Genomic DNA, 16,578 nt, shown 5'->3' with positions numbered 1-16,578 from the left:
CCGGCATGTGCTACTTGTCGAGTACCGGCATACGCTACTTGTCGAGCACCGACATGCTGCGCGCGTCGTACCGCGTGCCCGCGACCTTGTCGGCGGGAGCCGCCGCGTCGATCGCCGCGAGGTCCTCGGCGGACAGTTCGAGCGCGGCGGCCGCGATGTTCTCCTCCAGGTACTTCTCGCGGCGCGTGCCCGGGATCGGCACGACGTCGTCGCCGCGGTGCTGCACCCAGGCGAGCGCGAGCTGCCCGGCGGTGACGCCCTTCTCGGCGGCGAGCGCGTTCAGCGTCTCGACGATGGCGAGGTTCCGCTCCAGGTTGCCGTCGGTGAAGCGGGGCTGGGTGCGCCGCAGATCGCCCTCGGGCAGCGCGTCGAGCGAGGTGTAGCGGCCGGTGAGGAAGCCGCGCCCGAGCGGCGAGTACGGCACGATGCCGATGCCGAGCTCCCGGCAGAGCGGCGCGATCTCCGCCTCCAGATCCCTGGTCCACAGCGACCACTCGCTCTGGAGCGCGGCGATCGGATGCACGGCGTGCGCCCTGCGGATCGTGTCCGCGCCCGCCTCGGAGAGCCCGATGTGGCGCACCTTGCCCGCCTGGACCAGCTCGGCGAGCGCGCCGACGGTCTCCTCGATCGGCACGGTCTTGTCGATCCGGTGAGCGTAGTAGAGGTCGATGTGGTCGACGCCGAGGCGCCGCAGCGAGGCGTCGCAGGCCTCGCGTACGTACGGGGCGTCGCCCCGGATGTGCGTCGGCTCGCCGAAGCGGTTGGTGAAGCCGAACTTGGTGGCGAGGACCGCCTGTTCACGGCGCGGGCCCGCGAGGGCGCGGCCCAGGAGCTGTTCGTTGTGGCCGCTGCCGTAGAAGTCGGAGGTGTCGAGCAGGGTGACGCCGAGGTCCAGGGCGCGGTGGATCGTCGCGATCGACCGGTCGTCGTCCGACGCGCCGTAGCCCTGGCTCATCCCCATGCATCCGAGCCCCTGGGCCGAGACCGTCAGCGCGCCGAGCCGGCGGGTGGGAAGACTGGTCATGGTGGTACCTCCTGGCTGGTGCTCCGTGGTCGGCTCCGACACTAGGAGCTGGAGCGGACTCCAGGTCAAGGCCGGACGGCCTACGGCCTCGGGAGAACCGGAGCGCGCGTACGGGGGTTGCCCCCAGGGGCGTTCGGCCCGGTGGCCCGATGGTGGCGCGCCGCGCGCCTTCCCAGCGTGGTGATCGTCTCCGCCGAGTGGGCCGGGGCGGACACCGACGGACCAAGGAGCACGATGCGCGTCGCCTCGACCATCACCGCGGGTTTGGGACCGGCCGGTCTCCTCGCGGGCGGAGTGGCCGCCGCGGCCCCTCCCCCCAAGTCGACACCTCGGCGGCTGAGTTGGGGCGCCTGCTCGGCCGCTCAGAAGGAGCTGATCGCGGCGGGCGCGCAGTGCGCGAAGGTCACCGTGCCCCTCGACTACGCCGACCCCGAGGGCCGCACCATCCGGCTCGCGATCTCCCGCATCAAGGCCAAGTCGCCCGCGCGGCGCGGCATCCTGCTCTCCAACCCCGGCGGCCCGGGCGGCACCGGACTCGCCAACACCCTCGCCCTGCGGCCCGCGTTGAAGGACGTGGCCGACCGCTACGACCTGATCGGCTTCGACCCCCGCTTCCTCGGCGAGAGCACCCCGCTCACCTGCGGCCCCGCCCCGCGCCCGGCCCCGCCCGCGCCGACGACCACACCGCGCGAGGACTTCGAGGCGTCGGTGCGTGCCGCCCGGGACACCGCGCGCCGCTGCCAGGAGCACGGCGACAACGCCACGCTGCTCCCGCACGCCTCGACCCGCAACGTCGCCCGCGACATGGACGCGATCCGCGCCGCCCTCGGCGAGAGCAAGCTGTCGTACTACGGAGTCTCGTACGGCGCGGACCTCGGCGCCGTCTACACCCAGCTGTTCCCGCGCCGCGCCGACCGCGTCGTCCTGGACTCCTCGACGGACCCGGCGGCCACGCAGTACGAACTGTTCCAGCGCTCGGGAGCGCCCGCGGAGGCCGCACTGGCGCCGCGAGTGCGGGCCGACGTACAGGAGTTGCTGGCGCGGGCCGAGCGGCTGGAGAGCAGCGTGGTCGGCGGCGCGATCTTCATGTGCGGCGACGGGGGGTGGCCCGCGGGCGGCTGGCCGAGGAACCCGGCGACGTACTGGAAGAACATGCAGCGCAGCCGTGCCACGCAGCCGGTCTTCGGCCCGTACGTCAACGGCATGATCGCGCCGTGCGCGTTCTGGGGGAGCGAGCCCCGCGAACCCGGCACGACGATCGGCAAGGACGTGCCGATCCTGCTGCTCCAGGCCCGCCACGACAACAACGTGCCCTACGAAGGCGCCCTCGCCCTGCACCGCAGGCTCACCGGCTCGCGCCTCCTGACGGCGGACATCCGCGCGCACGGCGTCTACGGCCGGGGGAACGACGGCCTGACCCCCGTCCCCTGCGCCGACCGCGCCGTCAACACCTACCTTCGCGACGGCGAGCTGCCCGCCGCCGACCTCACCTGCCCGAAGCCGGAGGCGCGCTCATGACGGACATCAGCAGGCGTACGGGGCTCGCGGCCGCCACGGCGGCGCTGCTCACGGGGGCGGCGGCCCCCGCCTCTGCGGTGGCGCCCCGACGGGAGCGGGCCCTGCGACGCCACGTCGACGCCCTCCTCGCCACCGGAGTGACCGGCGTCCTCGCCGAGGTGCAGGGCGCGCACGGCCGCACGGCCGCCCGCGCGGGCGTCGCCGACCTCGCGGCGAAGGATCCGGTGCCCTGGGGCGCGTACTACCGGATCGGCAGCGACACCAAGACGTTCACCGCCACGCTCCTCCTCCAACTCGTGGGCGAGGGGAGGCTGAAGCTCACCGACACAGTCGAGCGGTGGCTGCCCGGCGCGATCCGCGGCCACGGCAACGACGGCCGCCGGATCACCGTCACCAACCTGCTGCGGCAGACCAGCGGCCTGAACGACTACGTCGCCCTCGGAGCGGACCCGGACGACCTCACCCCGGAGGCCTACCGCCGGAACCGCTTCCGCTCGCAGACCCCCGAGGAGCAGCTGACGGCCGCCCTGAGCAAGCCCCCGGAGTGGCTGCCCGACGCCGACGACCCGGCGGGGGAGCGACGCTGGGCCTACTCCAACACCAACTACGTCGTCGCCGGGCTGCTCATCGAGGCGGTCACCGGCCACCCCTGGGCGCAGGAACTCCACGAGCGGATCATCGAACCGCTCGGCCTGCGCGACACCCTCATGCCGGGCACGTCGTCATATGTGCCGAGGCCGACGGCCACCGGTTACACGTACTTCCCGAACGGCACCCGGCCCGTCGACACGACCCTCGGCTTCGGCGGCGGCGCGGACGGCTGCCTCATCTCGACGCCCCGGGACCACGGCGTCTTCCTGCGCGCCCTGCTCGGCGGGCGCCTGCTGCGCCCGGCCGAGCTGGCGGCGATGCGGCGGACCGTGCCCGTGAAGGACTGGATCCCGGCCGACGGCGTCCGCTACGGCCTCGGCATCGCCTGGCGGCCGGTCACCGGCCGCCGCGACGGCATCTGGTTCCACGGCGGAACCAGCCTCGGCTGCGTCAGCGAATGCGGTGTCACCCCGGACGGAGCCACGGCCGTGACCAGCGCGGCGTTCACGCTCCGCTTGGACAGCCGCGAACGGAGCGAGAGGCAGTCGCGGGCGGCTCTGCGGATGGTGGACGGGGCGCTGGGGGAGGCTCTTTCCGGGGGCGGGCGGTAGCTCTGGCGGGGGGTGGGTGCCGCGGTGGTGGGGGCCCGGTGCCTCGGCTGCCGGGCTCGCCGCGTCGTTCGTGCGCGCTCACGATCATCGTGATCGCGAGGGGCAGCGCCCGCAGCGCGCTGTGCAGCGGGTCGAGCTCCAGTACGTCCTGAAGGAAGTACGTGCCCACGAAGAGCGCCCCGAACATCGCCGCGGAGGCCGCCACCAGGATGCCGAGGGCGGTCCCGACCGCGGCCGAGCCGATCAGGAGGGGCGGTATCAGCGGGCTCGCGGCGCGGCGTTCGTGCCGGATGAATACGGCCGCCGCGAGCGCCGTCCCGCACGCCCCGAGCGCGGTGGCCGCCGGCCGGCCGCTCTCCGAGGCGCCGACCAGCGTGTGCACGAGGCACGCCAGCGCCACCGCGAGCAGCCCCGCCCCGGTCAGGTCGAGTCCGGGCGCGGGCCCCTCCCGGGGCGGCGCGGGCACGCGCACCAGCAGTGCCAGTACGCCGATCACCAGCGCGGGCACCACGCTCAGGAAGAACACCGAGCGCCAGCCCAGCTCCGTCGCGAGCGCCCCGCCGAGCACCGGCCCGGCCGCCGCCGCGAGGCCGATCGCGCTGGTCCGCACCGCGATCGGCATCCCGATCCTGTCGGGTGGGTACGCGGCCCGCAGCATCCCGAGAGTGGAGGGCTGGAGCAGCGCGCCGAAGACGCCCTGGGCGACGCGCAGCGCGATCACCCAGCCGATGTCCGACGCGAGGCCGATCCCCGCCGAGGCGAGCGCGAAGCCGAGTGTCCCGACGGCGAAGACCCGCCGGTGTCCGTACCGGTCACCGAGCCGCCCCGCGAAGACCAGCAGGCTCGCCACGGCGATCAGATAGCCGGTGCTGGTCCACTGCACCTGCGTGAACGACGCGCCCAGATCACGCTGGAGGGCGGGCTGCACGACGGTCAGCACGGTGCCGTCCAGAGCGACGACCATGGCGCCGAGAACACTGCACGCGAGGGTCAGGTTCCGCTGCGTCCGGGGGCCGGGCGCCCGCCGGGTCCTTGTACCGAGCACCCCCTCACCCCCCAGCCCCACGGCAGTCACGCCCGCTCCGCACCGAGGTGTGCGTCCAGCGCCGCCTCGATCAGTGGTTCCACGTCCGCCGCCCCCGACGCCAGCCGCAGGCTGCCCCACCCCCACAACTGCGCGATGCCGTGCAGGTTCGCCCAGAGGGATCCCGCGGTGATCCGCGCCCCGGCGCCGGACGCGGGGCGTGCCTCGGCGACCAGGCCGACCAGGACGTCGAAGAGCGGCAGGCTGGTCTCCCGCAGGCCGAGTCCGTCGCTCTCCAGGAGATCGTGGCGGAACATCAGCTCGAACATCCCGCGGTGGTCCGCCGCGAAACCGAGGTAGGCACGGCTCAGCGCCTTCAGCCGCGTACGCGCATCGCCTTCGGCCGTCGCCCGCTCCACCTCCGCCGCCAGCGCCGCGAACCCGCGCCGCGCGATCGCCGACAACAGCTCCACATGCGTGGGGAAGTAGCGCCGGGGCGCCCCGTGCGAGACCCCGGCCCTGCGGGCGATCTCCCGCAGGGCCAGCGCCTGCACACCCTCGGCCGCCAGGAGTTCCACGCCCACGTCCACCAGGCGGGCCCGCAGCCCGGCGTCCTGTGGCTCGTCCGGCTTGGCTGTCCCGTCTTGGTTCATAGACACTGTCTACTACATCGCGTAGACAGTGTCTACGCGGAAGGAAATGGCCAGGGCCCTGTCCGTACGGGGGGAGGTAGGAGATATCTTGATGTCGAGCAATGTTGCAGACGCGGAGCGGAGCACCCGGTGACTGACTCGACCATCATCTACACCCACACTGACGAGGCCCCGGCCCTGGCGACCCATTCGTTCTTGCCGGTGGTCCAGGCCTACGCCTCGACGGCAGGCGTCAGCGTGGAGACCCGTGACATCTCGCTCGCGGGCCGGATCATCGCGAGCTTCCCCGAGCGCCTCGAAGAGGGCCAGCGCATCAACGACGCCCTCGCCGAGCTGGGCGAACTCGCCAAGACGCCCGGGGCGAACATCATCAAGCTGCCCAACATCTCGGCCTCGATCCCGCAGCTGAAGGCCGCGATCGCCGAGCTCCAGGGCCAGGGCTACGCGCTCCCCGACTACCCGGACGACCCCAAGACCGACGAGGAGCGCGACATCCGCGCCCGCTACGACAAGGTCAAGGGCAGCGCCGTCAACCCGGTCCTGCGCGAGGGCAACTCCGACCGCCGCGCCCCCGCGTCGGTCAAGAACTACGCCAAGGCCCACCCGCACCGCATGGGCGCCTGGACGTCCGAGTCGAAGACGAACGTCGCCACCATGGGCGAGAACGACTTCCGCTCCACCGAGAAGTCCGCGGTGATCACCGAGGCCGGCGCGCTGCGCATCGAGCTCGTCGGTGACGACGGCTCCACCACCGTCCTGCGCGAGTCCGTACCGGTCCTCGCGGGCGAGGTCGTCGACGCCTCCGTCATGCGCGTCGCCGCGCTGCGCGAGTTCCTCAAGCAGCAGGTCGCCCGCGCGAAGTCGCAGGGCGTGCTCTTCTCCGTGCACCTCAAGGCCACGATGATGAAGGTCTCCGACCCGATCGTCTTCGGCCACGTGGTCCGCGCCTTCTTCCCGAAGACCTTCGCCGCGCACGGCGAGACCCTCGCCGCCGCCGGCCTGACCCCGAACGACGGCCTGGGCGGCATCTTCAAGGGCCTGGACTCGCTCCCCGAGGGCGACAAGATCAAGGCGTCCTTCGAGGCCGAGCTGGCCGAGGGCCCGGAGCTGGCCATGGTCGACTCCGACAAGGGCATCTCCAACCTGCACGTCCCGAGCGACGTCATCGTCGACGCCTCCATGCCGGCCATGATCCGCACCTCCGGCCACATGTGGGGCCCGGACGGCGAGGAGCACGACACCCTGGCCGTTCTCCCGGACAGCAGCTACGCCGGCATCTACCAGGTCGTCATCGACGACTGCCGCGCCAACGGCGCCTTCGACCCGTCGACCATGGGCTCCGTCCCGAACGTCGGTCTGATGGCGCAGAAGGCCGAGGAGTACGGCAGCCACGACAAGACCTTCGAGATCCAGACCACCGGCACCGTGCGCGTCGTCGACGCCGCGGGCAACGTCGTCCTGGACCAGGCCGTCGCCGTCGGTGACATCTTCCGCATGTGCCAGACCAAGGACGCGCCGATCCAGGACTGGGTCAAGCTCGCCGTCACCCGCGCCCGCGCCACCGGCAGCCCCGCCGTGTTCTGGCTGGACGAGACCCGCGCCCACGACGCCGTGCTCATCGGCAAGGTCAAGCAGTACCTCGCCGACCACGACACCGCGGGCCTGGACATCCGCATCATGTCGCCGGTCGAGGCCACCGCGTTCTCCCTGGAGCGCATCCGCCGCGGCGAGGACACCATCTCCGTCACCGGCAACGTCCTGCGCGACTACCTCACCGACCTCTTCCCGATCCTGGAGCTGGGCACCAGCGCCAAGATGCTGTCGGTCGTCCCGCTGATGAACGGCGGCGGCCTCTTCGAGACCGGCGCCGGCGGCTCCGCGCCGAAGCACGTCCAGCAGCTGGTCAAGGAGAACTACCTGCGCTGGGACAGCCTCGGCGAGTTCCTCGCCCTCGCGGTCAGCTTCGAGCACCTCGCCACCACCACGGGCAACGCCCGCGCGCAGATCCTCGCCGACACCCTGGACCGCGCGACGGCCACGTTCCTGGAGAACGACAAGTCGCCGAGCCGCCGCCTCGGTGGCATCGACAACCGCGGCAGCCACTTCTACCTCGCCCTGTACTGGGCCCAGGAGCTGGCCAAGCAGACCGAGGACACGCAGCTCGCCGAGGCGTTCGCCGCCCTGGCCAAGACGCTGGCCGAGCAGGAGCAGACCATCGTGGACGAGCTCATCGCCGTCCAGGGCTCCCCGGCCGACATCGGCGGCTACTACCAGCCGGACGTCGCCAAGGCCACCGAGGTCATGCGTCCGTCCGCGACGTTCAACCAGGCGCTGTCGATCCTGGGCTGACGTCCGGCACACAGTCGTGAAGCCCGGCACACAGTCGTGAAGGGGGCCTCCCGCCGCTCGGCGGGAGGCCCCCTTCACGGGCCTTCATGTGCGTACGCGACTACGAGCGCCGCCGCGGCTTGCCGCGCTTGGCGGGCTTCGGGCGGGACACGGCCTTCTTCTTCGGCTGGGCCGCGGCCTTGGGCCTGGCCTTGGCCTGCGGCTTCGCCTGGGACTTCTCCTTCGCCGCCGGGGCCTGCGCGCGCCCCCGCGAGCTGTTGACCGTACGGCCGCGGACGATGCCGATGAAGTCCTCGACCAGCTCCGTGGTCCCGTCCTCCCGCCACGAGAGGGCCACACGCGACTCGGGGGCGTCCGTGACGGGGCGGTAGGTGAGGTCCTTGCGGTGGTGCAGCCGCGCGAGGGACTGCGGGACGAGGAGCACGCCAACACCCGCCGCGACCAGCTCGATCGCGTCGGCCGTGGTCGCCGGGCGCTCGGCGGCGGGCACCCCCGGGCGCCGCTCCCACTCCAGCGTCTCGTCCAGCGGGTGGAAGACGATCTCGTCGGCGAGATCCTCGGGGGACACCTCGTCGACCGCGGCCACGACGTGGTCCTTGGGGATCACGACGACCGTGGTCTCGGCGTAGAGGGGGATCGCGCTGAGATCCGTGCGGTCGATCGGCAGCCGTACGAACCCGGCGTCGGCCCCGCCCGCGCGCAGCACGTCAGGTGCCTCGCCGGGGGAGACCTGGAGAAGGGTCAGGGGGACGTCGGGCAGCCGCTCGTTCCAGATACGCACCCACTTGGTGGGCGTCACCCCCGGGACGTAGGCGAGCCGGAACGAAGGGGTTACTTCCGAGCCTGTCACCTCGCCAGGCTACCGGTCGTGGTCAGAGGTAGCGCACATGCTCGATACCCTTGACACCATGACGTCGCACCAGAACACCCAGACCATGAAGCCCGCGACCGCGGCGAAGAAGCTGGGTGTGCTCCTCCAGGCCACGCCCGCCGAGTTCCAGGAGGGTGTCGTCTCGCGCAGCGAGCTGAACTCGCTTCAGGCCGACCCGCCCGAGTGGCTCCAGGAACTGCGGCGCAACGGCCCCCACCCCCGCCCGGTCGTCGCCGCCAAGCTCGGCGTCTCCATCGCGGGCCTCGCCCGGGGCGGGGTCACCGAGCCGCTCACCACCGAGCAGATCGACGCGCTGAAGGACGAGATGCCCGGCTGGCTGCGCCAGGAGCGCGCCACCCAGGCCGAGGTCCGCAAGGAAGCGGTGCGGATCAAGGAGAAGCAGGCCGAGCAGGCCCAGAAGCGTGCGGCCCGCGCCGACGAGGACGCCCGCTAGTCCCGCGTGCGCAGGCTCACCACCAGTTCGCGCGGCAGGCCGTGGGTGTCGTGCAGGTAGCGGAAGTCCTCCTCGTCCAGCGGGCCCCGGAAGCGGGGCCGGGCCAGTACCTGCCGCCCGCGCTCCAGGAGCCGCCCGAAGCGGCGCTCCTCCTCGACCAGCACCCGGTGCACGGCGTTCGGATCGGCGTCCTGCCGGAAGCGGTCCAGGGTGTGCCGCACCAGCTCGTCCGGGAGGTCGCCGAGCGTGCGCGAGGCGTCGTCCCGCCACAGCACGGTGAGTACGCGACGCACCAGCCGCCGCAGCACATAGCCGCGTCCCGAGACGGCCGGGCCCACGCCGTCGCCGATCACCACCACGGCGGAGCGCAGGTGGTCGCAGACCAGCCGCAGCGACGGCTCGTCCAGCGGCCACAGGCCCGGCACGAGCCGCCGCCAGAGGTCGAAGACGTCGCTCTCGAACACCGACCCGCGGCCCTGGAGCAGCGAGGCCAGCCGCTCCAGGCCGAGGCCGGTGTCGACATTGCGCTGGACCAGCGGTACGAGTGAGCCGTCGTCGAGGCGGCGATGGCGCATCATCACGTGGTTCCACACCTCGACCCAGCGGTCGTCGCGCGTCGGGGTCGACTCCGGCGGTCCTTCACCGGTCCACAGGAAGATCTCCGAGTCGGGCCCGCACGGTCCGGCCGATCCGCTGGGCCACCAGTTGTCCTCCACGGTCGGCTCCACCGGGACCCCTCGGTCCTGCCACAGCTCCAGGGAGGCGGTGTCGGGCCCGGTCCGGTCGTCGCCGCCGAAGACCGTGGCGTGCAGCAGCCCGGGGTCGACGCCGAAGCCGTCGGTGAGCAGCTCGTACCCCCAGGCCAGGCTCTGCGGGCCCTCGTAGTCGCCGAGGGACCAGGTGCCGAGCATCTCGAAGACGGTCAGATGGGTGGGGTCGCCGACCTCTTCGAGGTCCGTGGTGCGCAGACACCGCTGGACGTTGACGAGCCGCCTGCCGAGGGGGTGCGGGCGCCCTTCGAGGTACGGGATGAGCGGATGCATCCCCGAGGTGGTGAAGAGCACCGGGTCGCCGGGCGGCGGCAGCAGGGTCGAGCCGGTGATCCGGCGGTGCCCGCGCTCCTCGTAGTACTCGACGAACGTACGGACGATCTGCTCGGTGCTCGGCCCGGTGCTCGGCCCGGTACTCAGGGGGGTCTTCGGGTTCTTCATGAGGGTGGCTCCTTCGCGTCGCGGCGGAAAGGCGCCGGAAGACGGCCCGCGCGTACGGGAACCGGGACGGGAAGACCACGGAACACCGGCGGGCCGTTTCCGGTCGCCGGTGGGGATTCAGGACGTACGTCAGGCGGCGGCGACCGGCGAGCGGGGCGCTCGCGCGGTCGCGGTGGGGCGGTGGCCGATGACGTTCATAGGGCCGAAGATAACGCGGCGGGGCCCGGCGCGGCACGCGAATTACGGGCCGCGCCGGGCCACCGCCGTCGCTCAGCCCGCCATGGCGGCCCCGAACCACCGCGGGAGGGCGTCGAGCAGGGACCGCTGGTCCTCGCCGACCCACGCCACATGGCCGTCCGGGCGCAGCAGTACCGCGGGCGCGTCCAGCTCCTCGCTGACGTCGACGACGTGGTCGACGCGGTCCGCCCAGCCCACCACCGAGAGCCGGCCCGTCTGGTCGAGCAGCAGTCCGCGGCCGGCGTGCGTCAGGTCGTAGAGGCGGCCGCCCTTCAGCCGCACGTCCCGGAGCCGCTTGCCGAGCAGGTCGTGCCCCTCGCCGAAGTCGTAGCGGACCCCGATCGCCGTGATCTTCTCGATCAGGTACCGGTTGACCTCCTCGAAGTCGATCAGCTGCGCCATCAGCCTGCGCACCGCCTGCGCGCCCGGTTCGAGCGACATGAGCTCCATCTGCGCGCGGGTGTTGTCCAGCACGTCGGCGGCCACCGGGTGCCGTTCGTCGTAGTAGCTGTCGAGCAGCCCGTCCGGCGCCCAGCCGTTGATCTCCGCGGCCAGCTTCCAGCCGAGGTTGAACGCGTCCTGGATGCCGAGGTTCAGGCCCTGCCCACCGGTCGGCGGGTGGATGTGCGCCGCGTCGCCCGCCAGCAGCACCCGGCCGACGCGGTAGCGCTCGGCCTGCCGGGTGGCGTCGCCGAAGCGGGAGAGCCAGCGCGGCGAGTGCGCGCCGAAGTCGGTGCCCGCGTACGCGCGGAGCTGCTGCCTGAGCTCCTCCAGGGTCGGCGGGGTCACGCGGTCCTCGGCCACCCCGTCGGCGGGCACCACGACGCGGTACACCCCGCCCTCCAGGGGCATGAAGCCGAACCGCTGCTGCGTCTTGCGCACCTCGGCCACCGCGGCGGCCAGCGTCTCCGGGGAGACGGTCACCTCCACCTCGCCCAGCAGCGTCTCCACCCGGGCGGGCTCCCCGGGGAAGGCGACGCCGAGCAGCTTGCGGACCGTGCTGCGCCCGCCGTCGCAGCCGACGACATGGCGTGCGCGCAGCCGCGTGCCGTCGGCCAGTTCGACGTCCACCCCCTCGTCGTCCTGGCTCAGCCCGACCAGTTCGTGGCCGCGCCGGATCTCGGTGCCCAGCTCCGTGGCGTGCTCGGTCAGCAGCCGCTCGGTGATCTGCTGCGGGATGCCGAGGACGTAGGAGTGCGCGGTGTCGAGACCCTCCGGCCACACGGTGCCGAGACCGGCGAAGAAGCCGCCGACCGTGAACTGCTTGCCGTGCGCGAGGAACCGGTCGAGCAGCCCCCGCTGGTCCATCACCTCGACACTGCGCGCGTGCAGCCCCTGCGCGCGGGACTGCACGGTCGGCTCCGTCTCCTTCTCCAGCACGAGCACGCGCACTCCGTGCAGGCGCAGTTCCGCGGCGAGCATCAGTCCGGTCGGTCCGCCACCGGCGATGAGTACGTCGATCATTACAACAACCCCCATGTATTTCCGCAGGTCGCGGCCTTGCCAGGTGATTGTGCGGGGTAAGGGTACCCTTGCCGCAAGTCCCCCCTTGCGCTATATCTTGAGAGTGGCAAGGAGAGCGAACGACCTCCTTGCCTTTGTCTTTGGCCCCCCCTCCCGGGCGCCCTTTGCATAAAACTGCGGCTATGCGTATAGTCATGCCATCCAAGAGGAGGGTTCCATGGCGGTACGCGCAGCAGTGGCAGGGGCGAGTGGGTACGCGGGCGGCGAGTTGCTGCGCCTGTTGCTCGCCCACCCCGAGGTGGAGATCGGCGCTCTCACCGGGAACTCGAACGCGGGCCAGCGCCTGGGAGCGCTGCAACCGCATCTGCTCCCGCTCGCCGACCGCGTCCTTGAGCCGACCACCCCGGAGATCCTCGCGGGGCAGGACCGGCCGCACGACGTGGTCTTCCTCGCGCTGCCGCACGGGCAGTCCGCCGCCGTCGCCGAGCAGCTCGGCCCCGACGTCCTCGTCGTGGACATGGGCGCCGACTTCCGGCTGAAGGACGCGGGGGACTGGGAGAAGTTCTACGGCAGTCCGCACGCCGGCACCTGGCCCTACGGCCTGCCCGAACTGCCCGGCGCCCGCGCCGCGCTGGCGGGCACCAAGCGCATCGCGGTGCCCGGCTGCTACCCGACCGCCGTCTCGCTCGCGCTCTTCCCCGCGTACACGGCGGACCTCGTCGAACCCGAAGCGGTGATCGTCGCCGCGTCCGGCACCTCCGGCGCGGGCAAGGCCGCCAAGCCGCACCTGCTCGGCTCGGAGGTCATGGGAAACATGTCCCCGTACGGAGTCGGCGGAGCGCACCGGCACACCCCCGAGATGATCCAGAACCTGAGCGCCGCCGCGGGCACCCCGGTCACCGTCTCCTTCACGCCGACCCTGGCCCCGATGCCGCGCGGCATCCTCGCCACGTGCAGCGCGAAGGCCAAGGCGGGCGTCACCGCCGAGACCGTGCGGGACGCGTACGCCAAGGCCTTCGCCGACGAGCCGTTCGTCCACCTGCTCCCCGAGGGGCAGTGGCCCGCGACCGCCGCCGTGTACGGCTCGAACGCCGTACAGATCCAGGTCGCCTGCGACGAGGCGGCCGGCCGCGTGATCGTGATCAGCGCCATCGACAATCTCGCCAAGGGCACCGCGGGCGGCGCCCTCCAGAGCATGAACATCGCCCTCGGCCTCGACGAGGCGACCGGGCTCTCTACGATCGGAGTCGCGCCGTGAGTGTGACGGCAGCCAAGGGATTCACGGCGGCGGGCATCGCCGCCGGCATCAAGGAGAACGGCAACCCGGACCTGGCCCTCGTGGTCAACACCGGGCCCCGCCAGGCCGCCGCGGGCGTCTTCACCTCCAACCGCGTCAAGGCCGCGCCCGTCCTCTGGTCGGAGCAGGTCCTCAAGGGCGGACTCGTCTCCGCCGTCGTCCTCAACTCCGGTGGCGCCAACGCCTGTACGGGGCCCAAGGGCTTCCAGGACACGCACGCCACCGCCGAGAAGGTGGCCGAGGTCCTCTCCCTGAACGCGGGCGAGGTCGCCGTCGCCTCGACCGGGCTCATCGGTGTCACGCTGCCCATGGACAAGCTCCTGCCGGGCGTCGAGAAGGCCGCCGGTGAGCTGTCCGCGCACGGCGGCGAGAAGGCCGCCATCGCCATCAAGACCACCGACAGCGTCCACAAGACGTCCGTGGTGAGCAGGGACGGCTGGACCGTCGGCGGCATGGCCAAGGGTGCCGGCATGCTCGCCCCCGGCCTCGCCACGATGCTCGTCGTGCTGACCACGGACGCCGACCTGGAGGCCGACGTCCTGGACCGGGCCCTGCGCGACGCCACCCGCCTCACCTTCGACCGCGTCGACTCCGACGGCTGCATGTCGACCAACGACACGGTGCTGCTGCTCGCCTCGGGCGCCGCCGAAGTCGCCCCGGAGTACGCAGAGTTCGCCGAGGCCGTCCGCGAGGTCTGCGACGACCTCGGCCGGCAGCTCATCGGCGACGCCGAGGGCGCCAGCAAGGACATCAAGGTCGAGGTGGTCAACGCGGCCAGCGAGGCCGACGCCGTCGAGGTCGGCCGGTCCATCGCCCGCAACAACCTCCTCAAGTGCGCGCTGCACGGCGAGGACCCCAACTGGGGCCGGGTGCTCTCCGCGATCGGCACCACGTCCGCCGCCTTCGACCCGAACCAGCTGAACGTCGCGATCAACGGCGTCTGGGTCTGCAAGAACGGCTCGGTGGGCGAGGACCGCGACCTGGTCGACATGCGCTACCGCGAGGTCGTCATCACCGCCGACCTGGCGGCGGGCGAGGAGACCGCGACGATCTGGACGAACGACCTGACCGCGGACTACGTCCACGAGAACAGCGCGTACTCCTCATGAGCAAGGACCCGGGCTCCCAGCCCACCGCCCGCAAGCACACCGCGCTGCCCAAGGCGCAGATCCTCATCGAGGCGCTGCCCTGGCTGACCCGGCACCGAGGCAAGACCGTCGTCATCAAGTTCGGCGGCAACGCCATGGTCGACGAGGAGCTGAAGGCCGCGTTCGCCCAGGACGTCGTCTTCCTGCACCACGCGGGCCTGAAGCCCGTGGTCGTGCACGGCGGCGGACCGCAGATCAGCAAGGCGCTCGAACGGCACGGCATCGTCAGCGAGTTCAAGGCGGGCCTCAGGGTCACCACCGAGGACGCGATGGACGTCGTACGCATGGTGCTCGCCGGTCAGGTGCAGCGCGAACTGGTCGGCCTGCTCAACCAGCACGGGCCGCTCGCCGTCGGGCTCACCGGCGAGGACGCGCACACCATCACCGCCACCAAGCACCAGCCCCGCATCGAGGGCGAACTGGTCGACATCGGCCGGGTCGGCGAGATCACCGAGATCGACACGGGCGCCATCGAGGCGCTGCTCGCCGACGGCCGCATCCCGGTCGTCTCCTCGATCGCCCGTTCCCAGGACGATCACCATGTCTACAACGTCAATGCTGATACGGCGGCTGCGGCACTCGCTGCGGCGCTTGATGCCGAGACCCTGATGGTGCTGACCGACGTCGAGGGCCTGTACGAGGACTGGCCCAACTCCGACGAGGTCATCAGCAGGCTCACCGCCACCGAGCTGGAGAAGCTCCTGCCCGAGCTGGCCAGCGGCATGGTCCCGAAGATGGAGGGCTGCCTGCACGCCGTGCGCAACGGCGTGGAGACCGCCCGCGTCATCGACGGCCGCGTCCAGCACTCGATCCTGCTGGAGATCTTCACCGACGAGGGCATCGGCACCATGGTCGTGCCGGACGCGTTGAACCACGACAAGACCGAGGGGGAGTCATGAGCAACCAGGAGCTGACCGCGCGCTGGCAGGGCGCGCTCATGGACAACTACGGCACGCCGCGGCTGCCCCTCGTGCGCGGCGCGGGCAGCAGGCTGTGGGACGCCGACGGCAAGGAGTACGTCGACTTCGTCGGCGGCATCGCCGTCAACGCGCTCGGCCACGCCCACCCGGCGATCGTCGAGGCCGTGAGCGCCCAGATCGGCGCGCTCGGCCACGTCTCGAACCTCTTCGTCGCCGAACCGCCCGTCCGGCTGGCCGAACGGCTCCTGGAGCTGTTCGGGCGCGAGGGCCGCGTGTACTTCTGCAACTCCGGGGCCGAGGCCAACGAAGGCGCCTTCAAGATCGGCCGGCTGACCGGCCGCCCGCACATGGTCGCCACCGACGGCGGCTTCCACGGCCGGACCATGGGCGCGCTCGCCCTCACCGGACAGCCCGGCAAGCAGGAGCCGTTCCTGCCGCTGCCCGGCGATGTCACCCATGTGCCGTACGGCGACGTGGAGGCCCTGCGCGCCGCCGTCACCACCGAGACCGCCTTCGTGATCATCGAGCCGATCCAGGGCGAGAACGGCGTCGTCATGCCGCCCCCGGGCTACCTCACGGCGGCCAGGGAGATCACCCGCGCCACCGGGACCCTCCTCGTCCTCGACGAGGTGCAGACCGGAATCGGCCGCACCGGCCACTGGTTCGAGCACCTCGCGCACGAGGGCGTCGAGCCTGACGTCGTCACACTCGCGAAGGGCCTGGGCGGCGGTCTGCCGCTCGGCGCGACCGTCGCGTTCGGCGCCGCCGCCGAGCTGTTCAGGCCCGGTCACCACGGCACGACGTTCGGCGGGAACCCCGTCGCGTGCGCCGCGGGGCTCGCGGTCGTCGACACCATCGTCGCCGAGGGGCTCCTGGAGAACACCAAGCGGGCGGGCGAGAAGCTGCGGGGCGGGATCGAGTCGCTCGGGCACCGGCTCGTCGGGCATGTCAGGGGTGCGGGCCTGCTGCTGGGTATCGTGCTCACCGAGCCGCTCGCGCCGCAGGTCCAGCAGGCGGCTCAGGACGCCGGCTTCCTGGTGAACGCGCCCGCCCCCGATGTCGTACGACTGATGCCACCGCTGAACGTGCGGGGCGACGAGGTGGACGCGTTCCTCCGGGTGCTGCCCGGCATCCTGGCCAAGGCGGACAAGGCGGCCAAGGCCGATGGGGCCGACGGGGACGGACGATCCGGAGAATGAGACGACG

Annotated in this window: 13 protein-coding genes and 1 pseudogene; 8 read left to right on the top strand and 6 right to left on the bottom strand. The window is 72.1% G+C overall.

Annotation, left to right across the window (positions count from 1 at the left end; genetic code table 11):
* Positions 1–34 precede the first annotated feature (34 nt).
* Positions 35–1,024, bottom strand: a complete 990-nt coding sequence (locus KKZ08_RS07080) for an aldo/keto reductase (RefSeq protein ID WP_223773622.1) — start codon at positions 1,022–1,024, stop codon at positions 35–37.
* Positions 1,025–1,258: 234 nt separating this feature from the next.
* Between KKZ08_RS07080 and KKZ08_RS07075 the strand changes: the two genes are divergently transcribed.
* Both KKZ08_RS07075 and KKZ08_RS07070 read left to right on the top strand, forming a co-directional pair.
* Complete coding sequence (locus KKZ08_RS07075) at positions 1,259–2,542, top strand: alpha/beta hydrolase (RefSeq protein ID WP_223778939.1); 1,284 nt, start codon at positions 1,259–1,261, stop codon at positions 2,540–2,542.
* Positions 2,539–3,744 carry a serine hydrolase domain-containing protein gene (locus KKZ08_RS07070; RefSeq protein ID WP_223773621.1) on the top strand — a complete coding sequence of 402 codons (1,206 nt, stop codon included), beginning with the start codon at positions 2,539–2,541 and terminating at the stop codon, positions 3,742–3,744. The genes KKZ08_RS07075 and KKZ08_RS07070 overlap by 4 nt, the downstream gene beginning before the upstream one ends.
* A gap of 73 nt (positions 3,745–3,817) precedes the next feature.
* Here KKZ08_RS07070 and KKZ08_RS07065 read toward each other — a convergent pair.
* Positions 3,818–4,708 (bottom strand): annotated as a pseudogene (locus KKZ08_RS07065) (MFS transporter); the annotation flags it as partial.
* Between the two features lie 107 nt (positions 4,709–4,815).
* Entirely contained in the window at positions 4,816–5,421 is a 606-nt protein-coding gene (locus tag KKZ08_RS07060; protein ID WP_223773620.1) for a TetR/AcrR family transcriptional regulator, read from the bottom strand.
* Positions 5,422–5,550: 129 nt separating this feature from the next.
* Between KKZ08_RS07060 and KKZ08_RS07055 the strand changes: the two genes are divergently transcribed.
* A complete protein-coding gene (locus KKZ08_RS07055; protein WP_223773619.1) occupies positions 5,551–7,770 on the top strand; it encodes an NADP-dependent isocitrate dehydrogenase in 2,220 nt (739 codons plus the stop codon).
* Positions 7,771–7,870: 100 nt separating this feature from the next.
* On the opposite strand, the gene KKZ08_RS07050 is transcribed toward KKZ08_RS07055, so the two are convergent.
* A complete protein-coding gene (locus tag KKZ08_RS07050) occupies positions 7,871–8,620 on the bottom strand; it encodes a LysR family substrate-binding domain-containing protein (protein ID WP_223773618.1) in 750 nt (249 codons plus the stop codon).
* Between the two features lie 58 nt (positions 8,621–8,678).
* On the opposite strand from KKZ08_RS07050, the gene KKZ08_RS07045 reads away from it, so the two are divergent.
* Positions 8,679–9,095, top strand: a complete 417-nt coding sequence (locus tag KKZ08_RS07045) for a DUF5997 family protein (RefSeq protein ID WP_223773617.1) — start codon at positions 8,679–8,681, stop codon at positions 9,093–9,095.
* Here the strand turns inward: KKZ08_RS07045 and KKZ08_RS07040 are convergent.
* Together KKZ08_RS07040 and rox are read right to left on the bottom strand one after the other, a co-directional pair.
* Entirely contained in the window at positions 9,092–10,306 is a 1,215-nt protein-coding gene (locus KKZ08_RS07040) for an alanine--tRNA ligase-related protein (RefSeq protein WP_223773616.1), read from the bottom strand. The two genes, KKZ08_RS07045 and KKZ08_RS07040, sit on opposite strands and share 4 nt — an antisense overlap.
* A 270-nt stretch (positions 10,307–10,576) precedes the next feature.
* Positions 10,577–12,007 carry a rifampin monooxygenase gene (rox, locus tag KKZ08_RS07035; RefSeq protein WP_223773615.1) on the bottom strand — a complete coding sequence of 477 codons (1,431 nt, stop codon included), beginning with the start codon at positions 12,005–12,007 and terminating at the stop codon, positions 10,577–10,579.
* A 217-nt stretch (positions 12,008–12,224) separates the two neighbouring features.
* On the opposite strand from rox, the gene argC reads away from it, so the two are divergent.
* Genes argC through KKZ08_RS07015 form a run of 4 tightly spaced genes read left to right on the top strand, consistent with a single transcriptional unit; the run spans position 12,225 to position 16,571 of the window.
* A complete protein-coding gene (gene argC / locus KKZ08_RS07030; protein WP_223773614.1) occupies positions 12,225–13,265 on the top strand; it encodes an N-acetyl-gamma-glutamyl-phosphate reductase in 1,041 nt (346 codons plus the stop codon).
* Positions 13,262–14,413 carry a bifunctional glutamate N-acetyltransferase/amino-acid acetyltransferase ArgJ gene (gene argJ, locus KKZ08_RS07025; protein ID WP_223773613.1) on the top strand — a complete coding sequence of 384 codons (1,152 nt, stop codon included), beginning with the start codon at positions 13,262–13,264 and terminating at the stop codon, positions 14,411–14,413. The genes argC and argJ overlap by 4 nt, the downstream gene beginning before the upstream one ends.
* On the top strand, positions 14,410–15,351 hold the full coding sequence (argB, locus tag KKZ08_RS07020) for an acetylglutamate kinase (RefSeq protein ID WP_223773612.1): 942 nt from the start codon (positions 14,410–14,412) through the stop codon (positions 15,349–15,351). The genes argJ and argB overlap by 4 nt, the downstream gene beginning before the upstream one ends.
* Positions 15,348–16,571: an acetylornithine transaminase gene (locus tag KKZ08_RS07015; RefSeq protein WP_223773611.1), complete on the top strand. Its 1,224-nt coding sequence runs from the start codon at positions 15,348–15,350 to the stop codon at positions 16,569–16,571. Before argB ends, KKZ08_RS07015 begins: the two co-directional genes overlap by 4 nt.
* Positions 16,572–16,578 lie beyond the last annotated feature (7 nt).

Origin of the sequence: Streptomyces sp. 135 (genome assembly GCF_020026305.1) — a bacterium.
In the GTDB taxonomy this organism is placed as follows: Bacteria; Actinomycetota; Actinomycetes; order Streptomycetales; family Streptomycetaceae; genus Streptomyces.
The sequence above is the reverse complement of the archived record's forward strand: the minus strand, read 5'-3'. Positions and strand labels throughout refer to the sequence as shown.

Excerpts from the sequence above, each read along its gene's own strand:
- KKZ08_RS07060 (WP_223773620.1), bottom strand. The coding sequence starts at position 5,421 with ATGAACCAAGACGGGACAGCCAAGCCGGACGAGCCACAGGACGCCGGG.
- KKZ08_RS07070 (WP_223773621.1), top strand. The coding sequence starts at position 2,539 with ATGACGGACATCAGCAGGCGTACGGGGCTCGCGGCCGCCACGGCGGCG.
- argB (WP_223773612.1), top strand. The coding sequence starts at position 14,410 with ATGAGCAAGGACCCGGGCTCCCAGCCCACCGCCCGCAAGCACACCGCG.
- KKZ08_RS07015 (WP_223773611.1), top strand. The coding sequence starts at position 15,348 with ATGAGCAACCAGGAGCTGACCGCGCGCTGGCAGGGCGCGCTCATGGAC.
- KKZ08_RS07045 (WP_223773617.1), top strand. The coding sequence starts at position 8,679 with ATGACGTCGCACCAGAACACCCAGACCATGAAGCCCGCGACCGCGGCG.
- KKZ08_RS07075 (WP_223778939.1), top strand. The coding sequence starts at position 1,259 with ATGCGCGTCGCCTCGACCATCACCGCGGGTTTGGGACCGGCCGGTCTC.
- argC (WP_223773614.1), top strand. The coding sequence starts at position 12,225 with ATGGCGGTACGCGCAGCAGTGGCAGGGGCGAGTGGGTACGCGGGCGGC.
- rox (WP_223773615.1), bottom strand. The coding sequence starts at position 12,007 with ATGATCGACGTACTCATCGCCGGTGGCGGACCGACCGGACTGATGCTC.
- KKZ08_RS07040 (WP_223773616.1), bottom strand. The coding sequence starts at position 10,306 with ATGAAGAACCCGAAGACCCCCCTGAGTACCGGGCCGAGCACCGGGCCG.
- KKZ08_RS07080 (WP_223773622.1), bottom strand. The coding sequence starts at position 1,024 with ATGACCAGTCTTCCCACCCGCCGGCTCGGCGCGCTGACGGTCTCGGCC.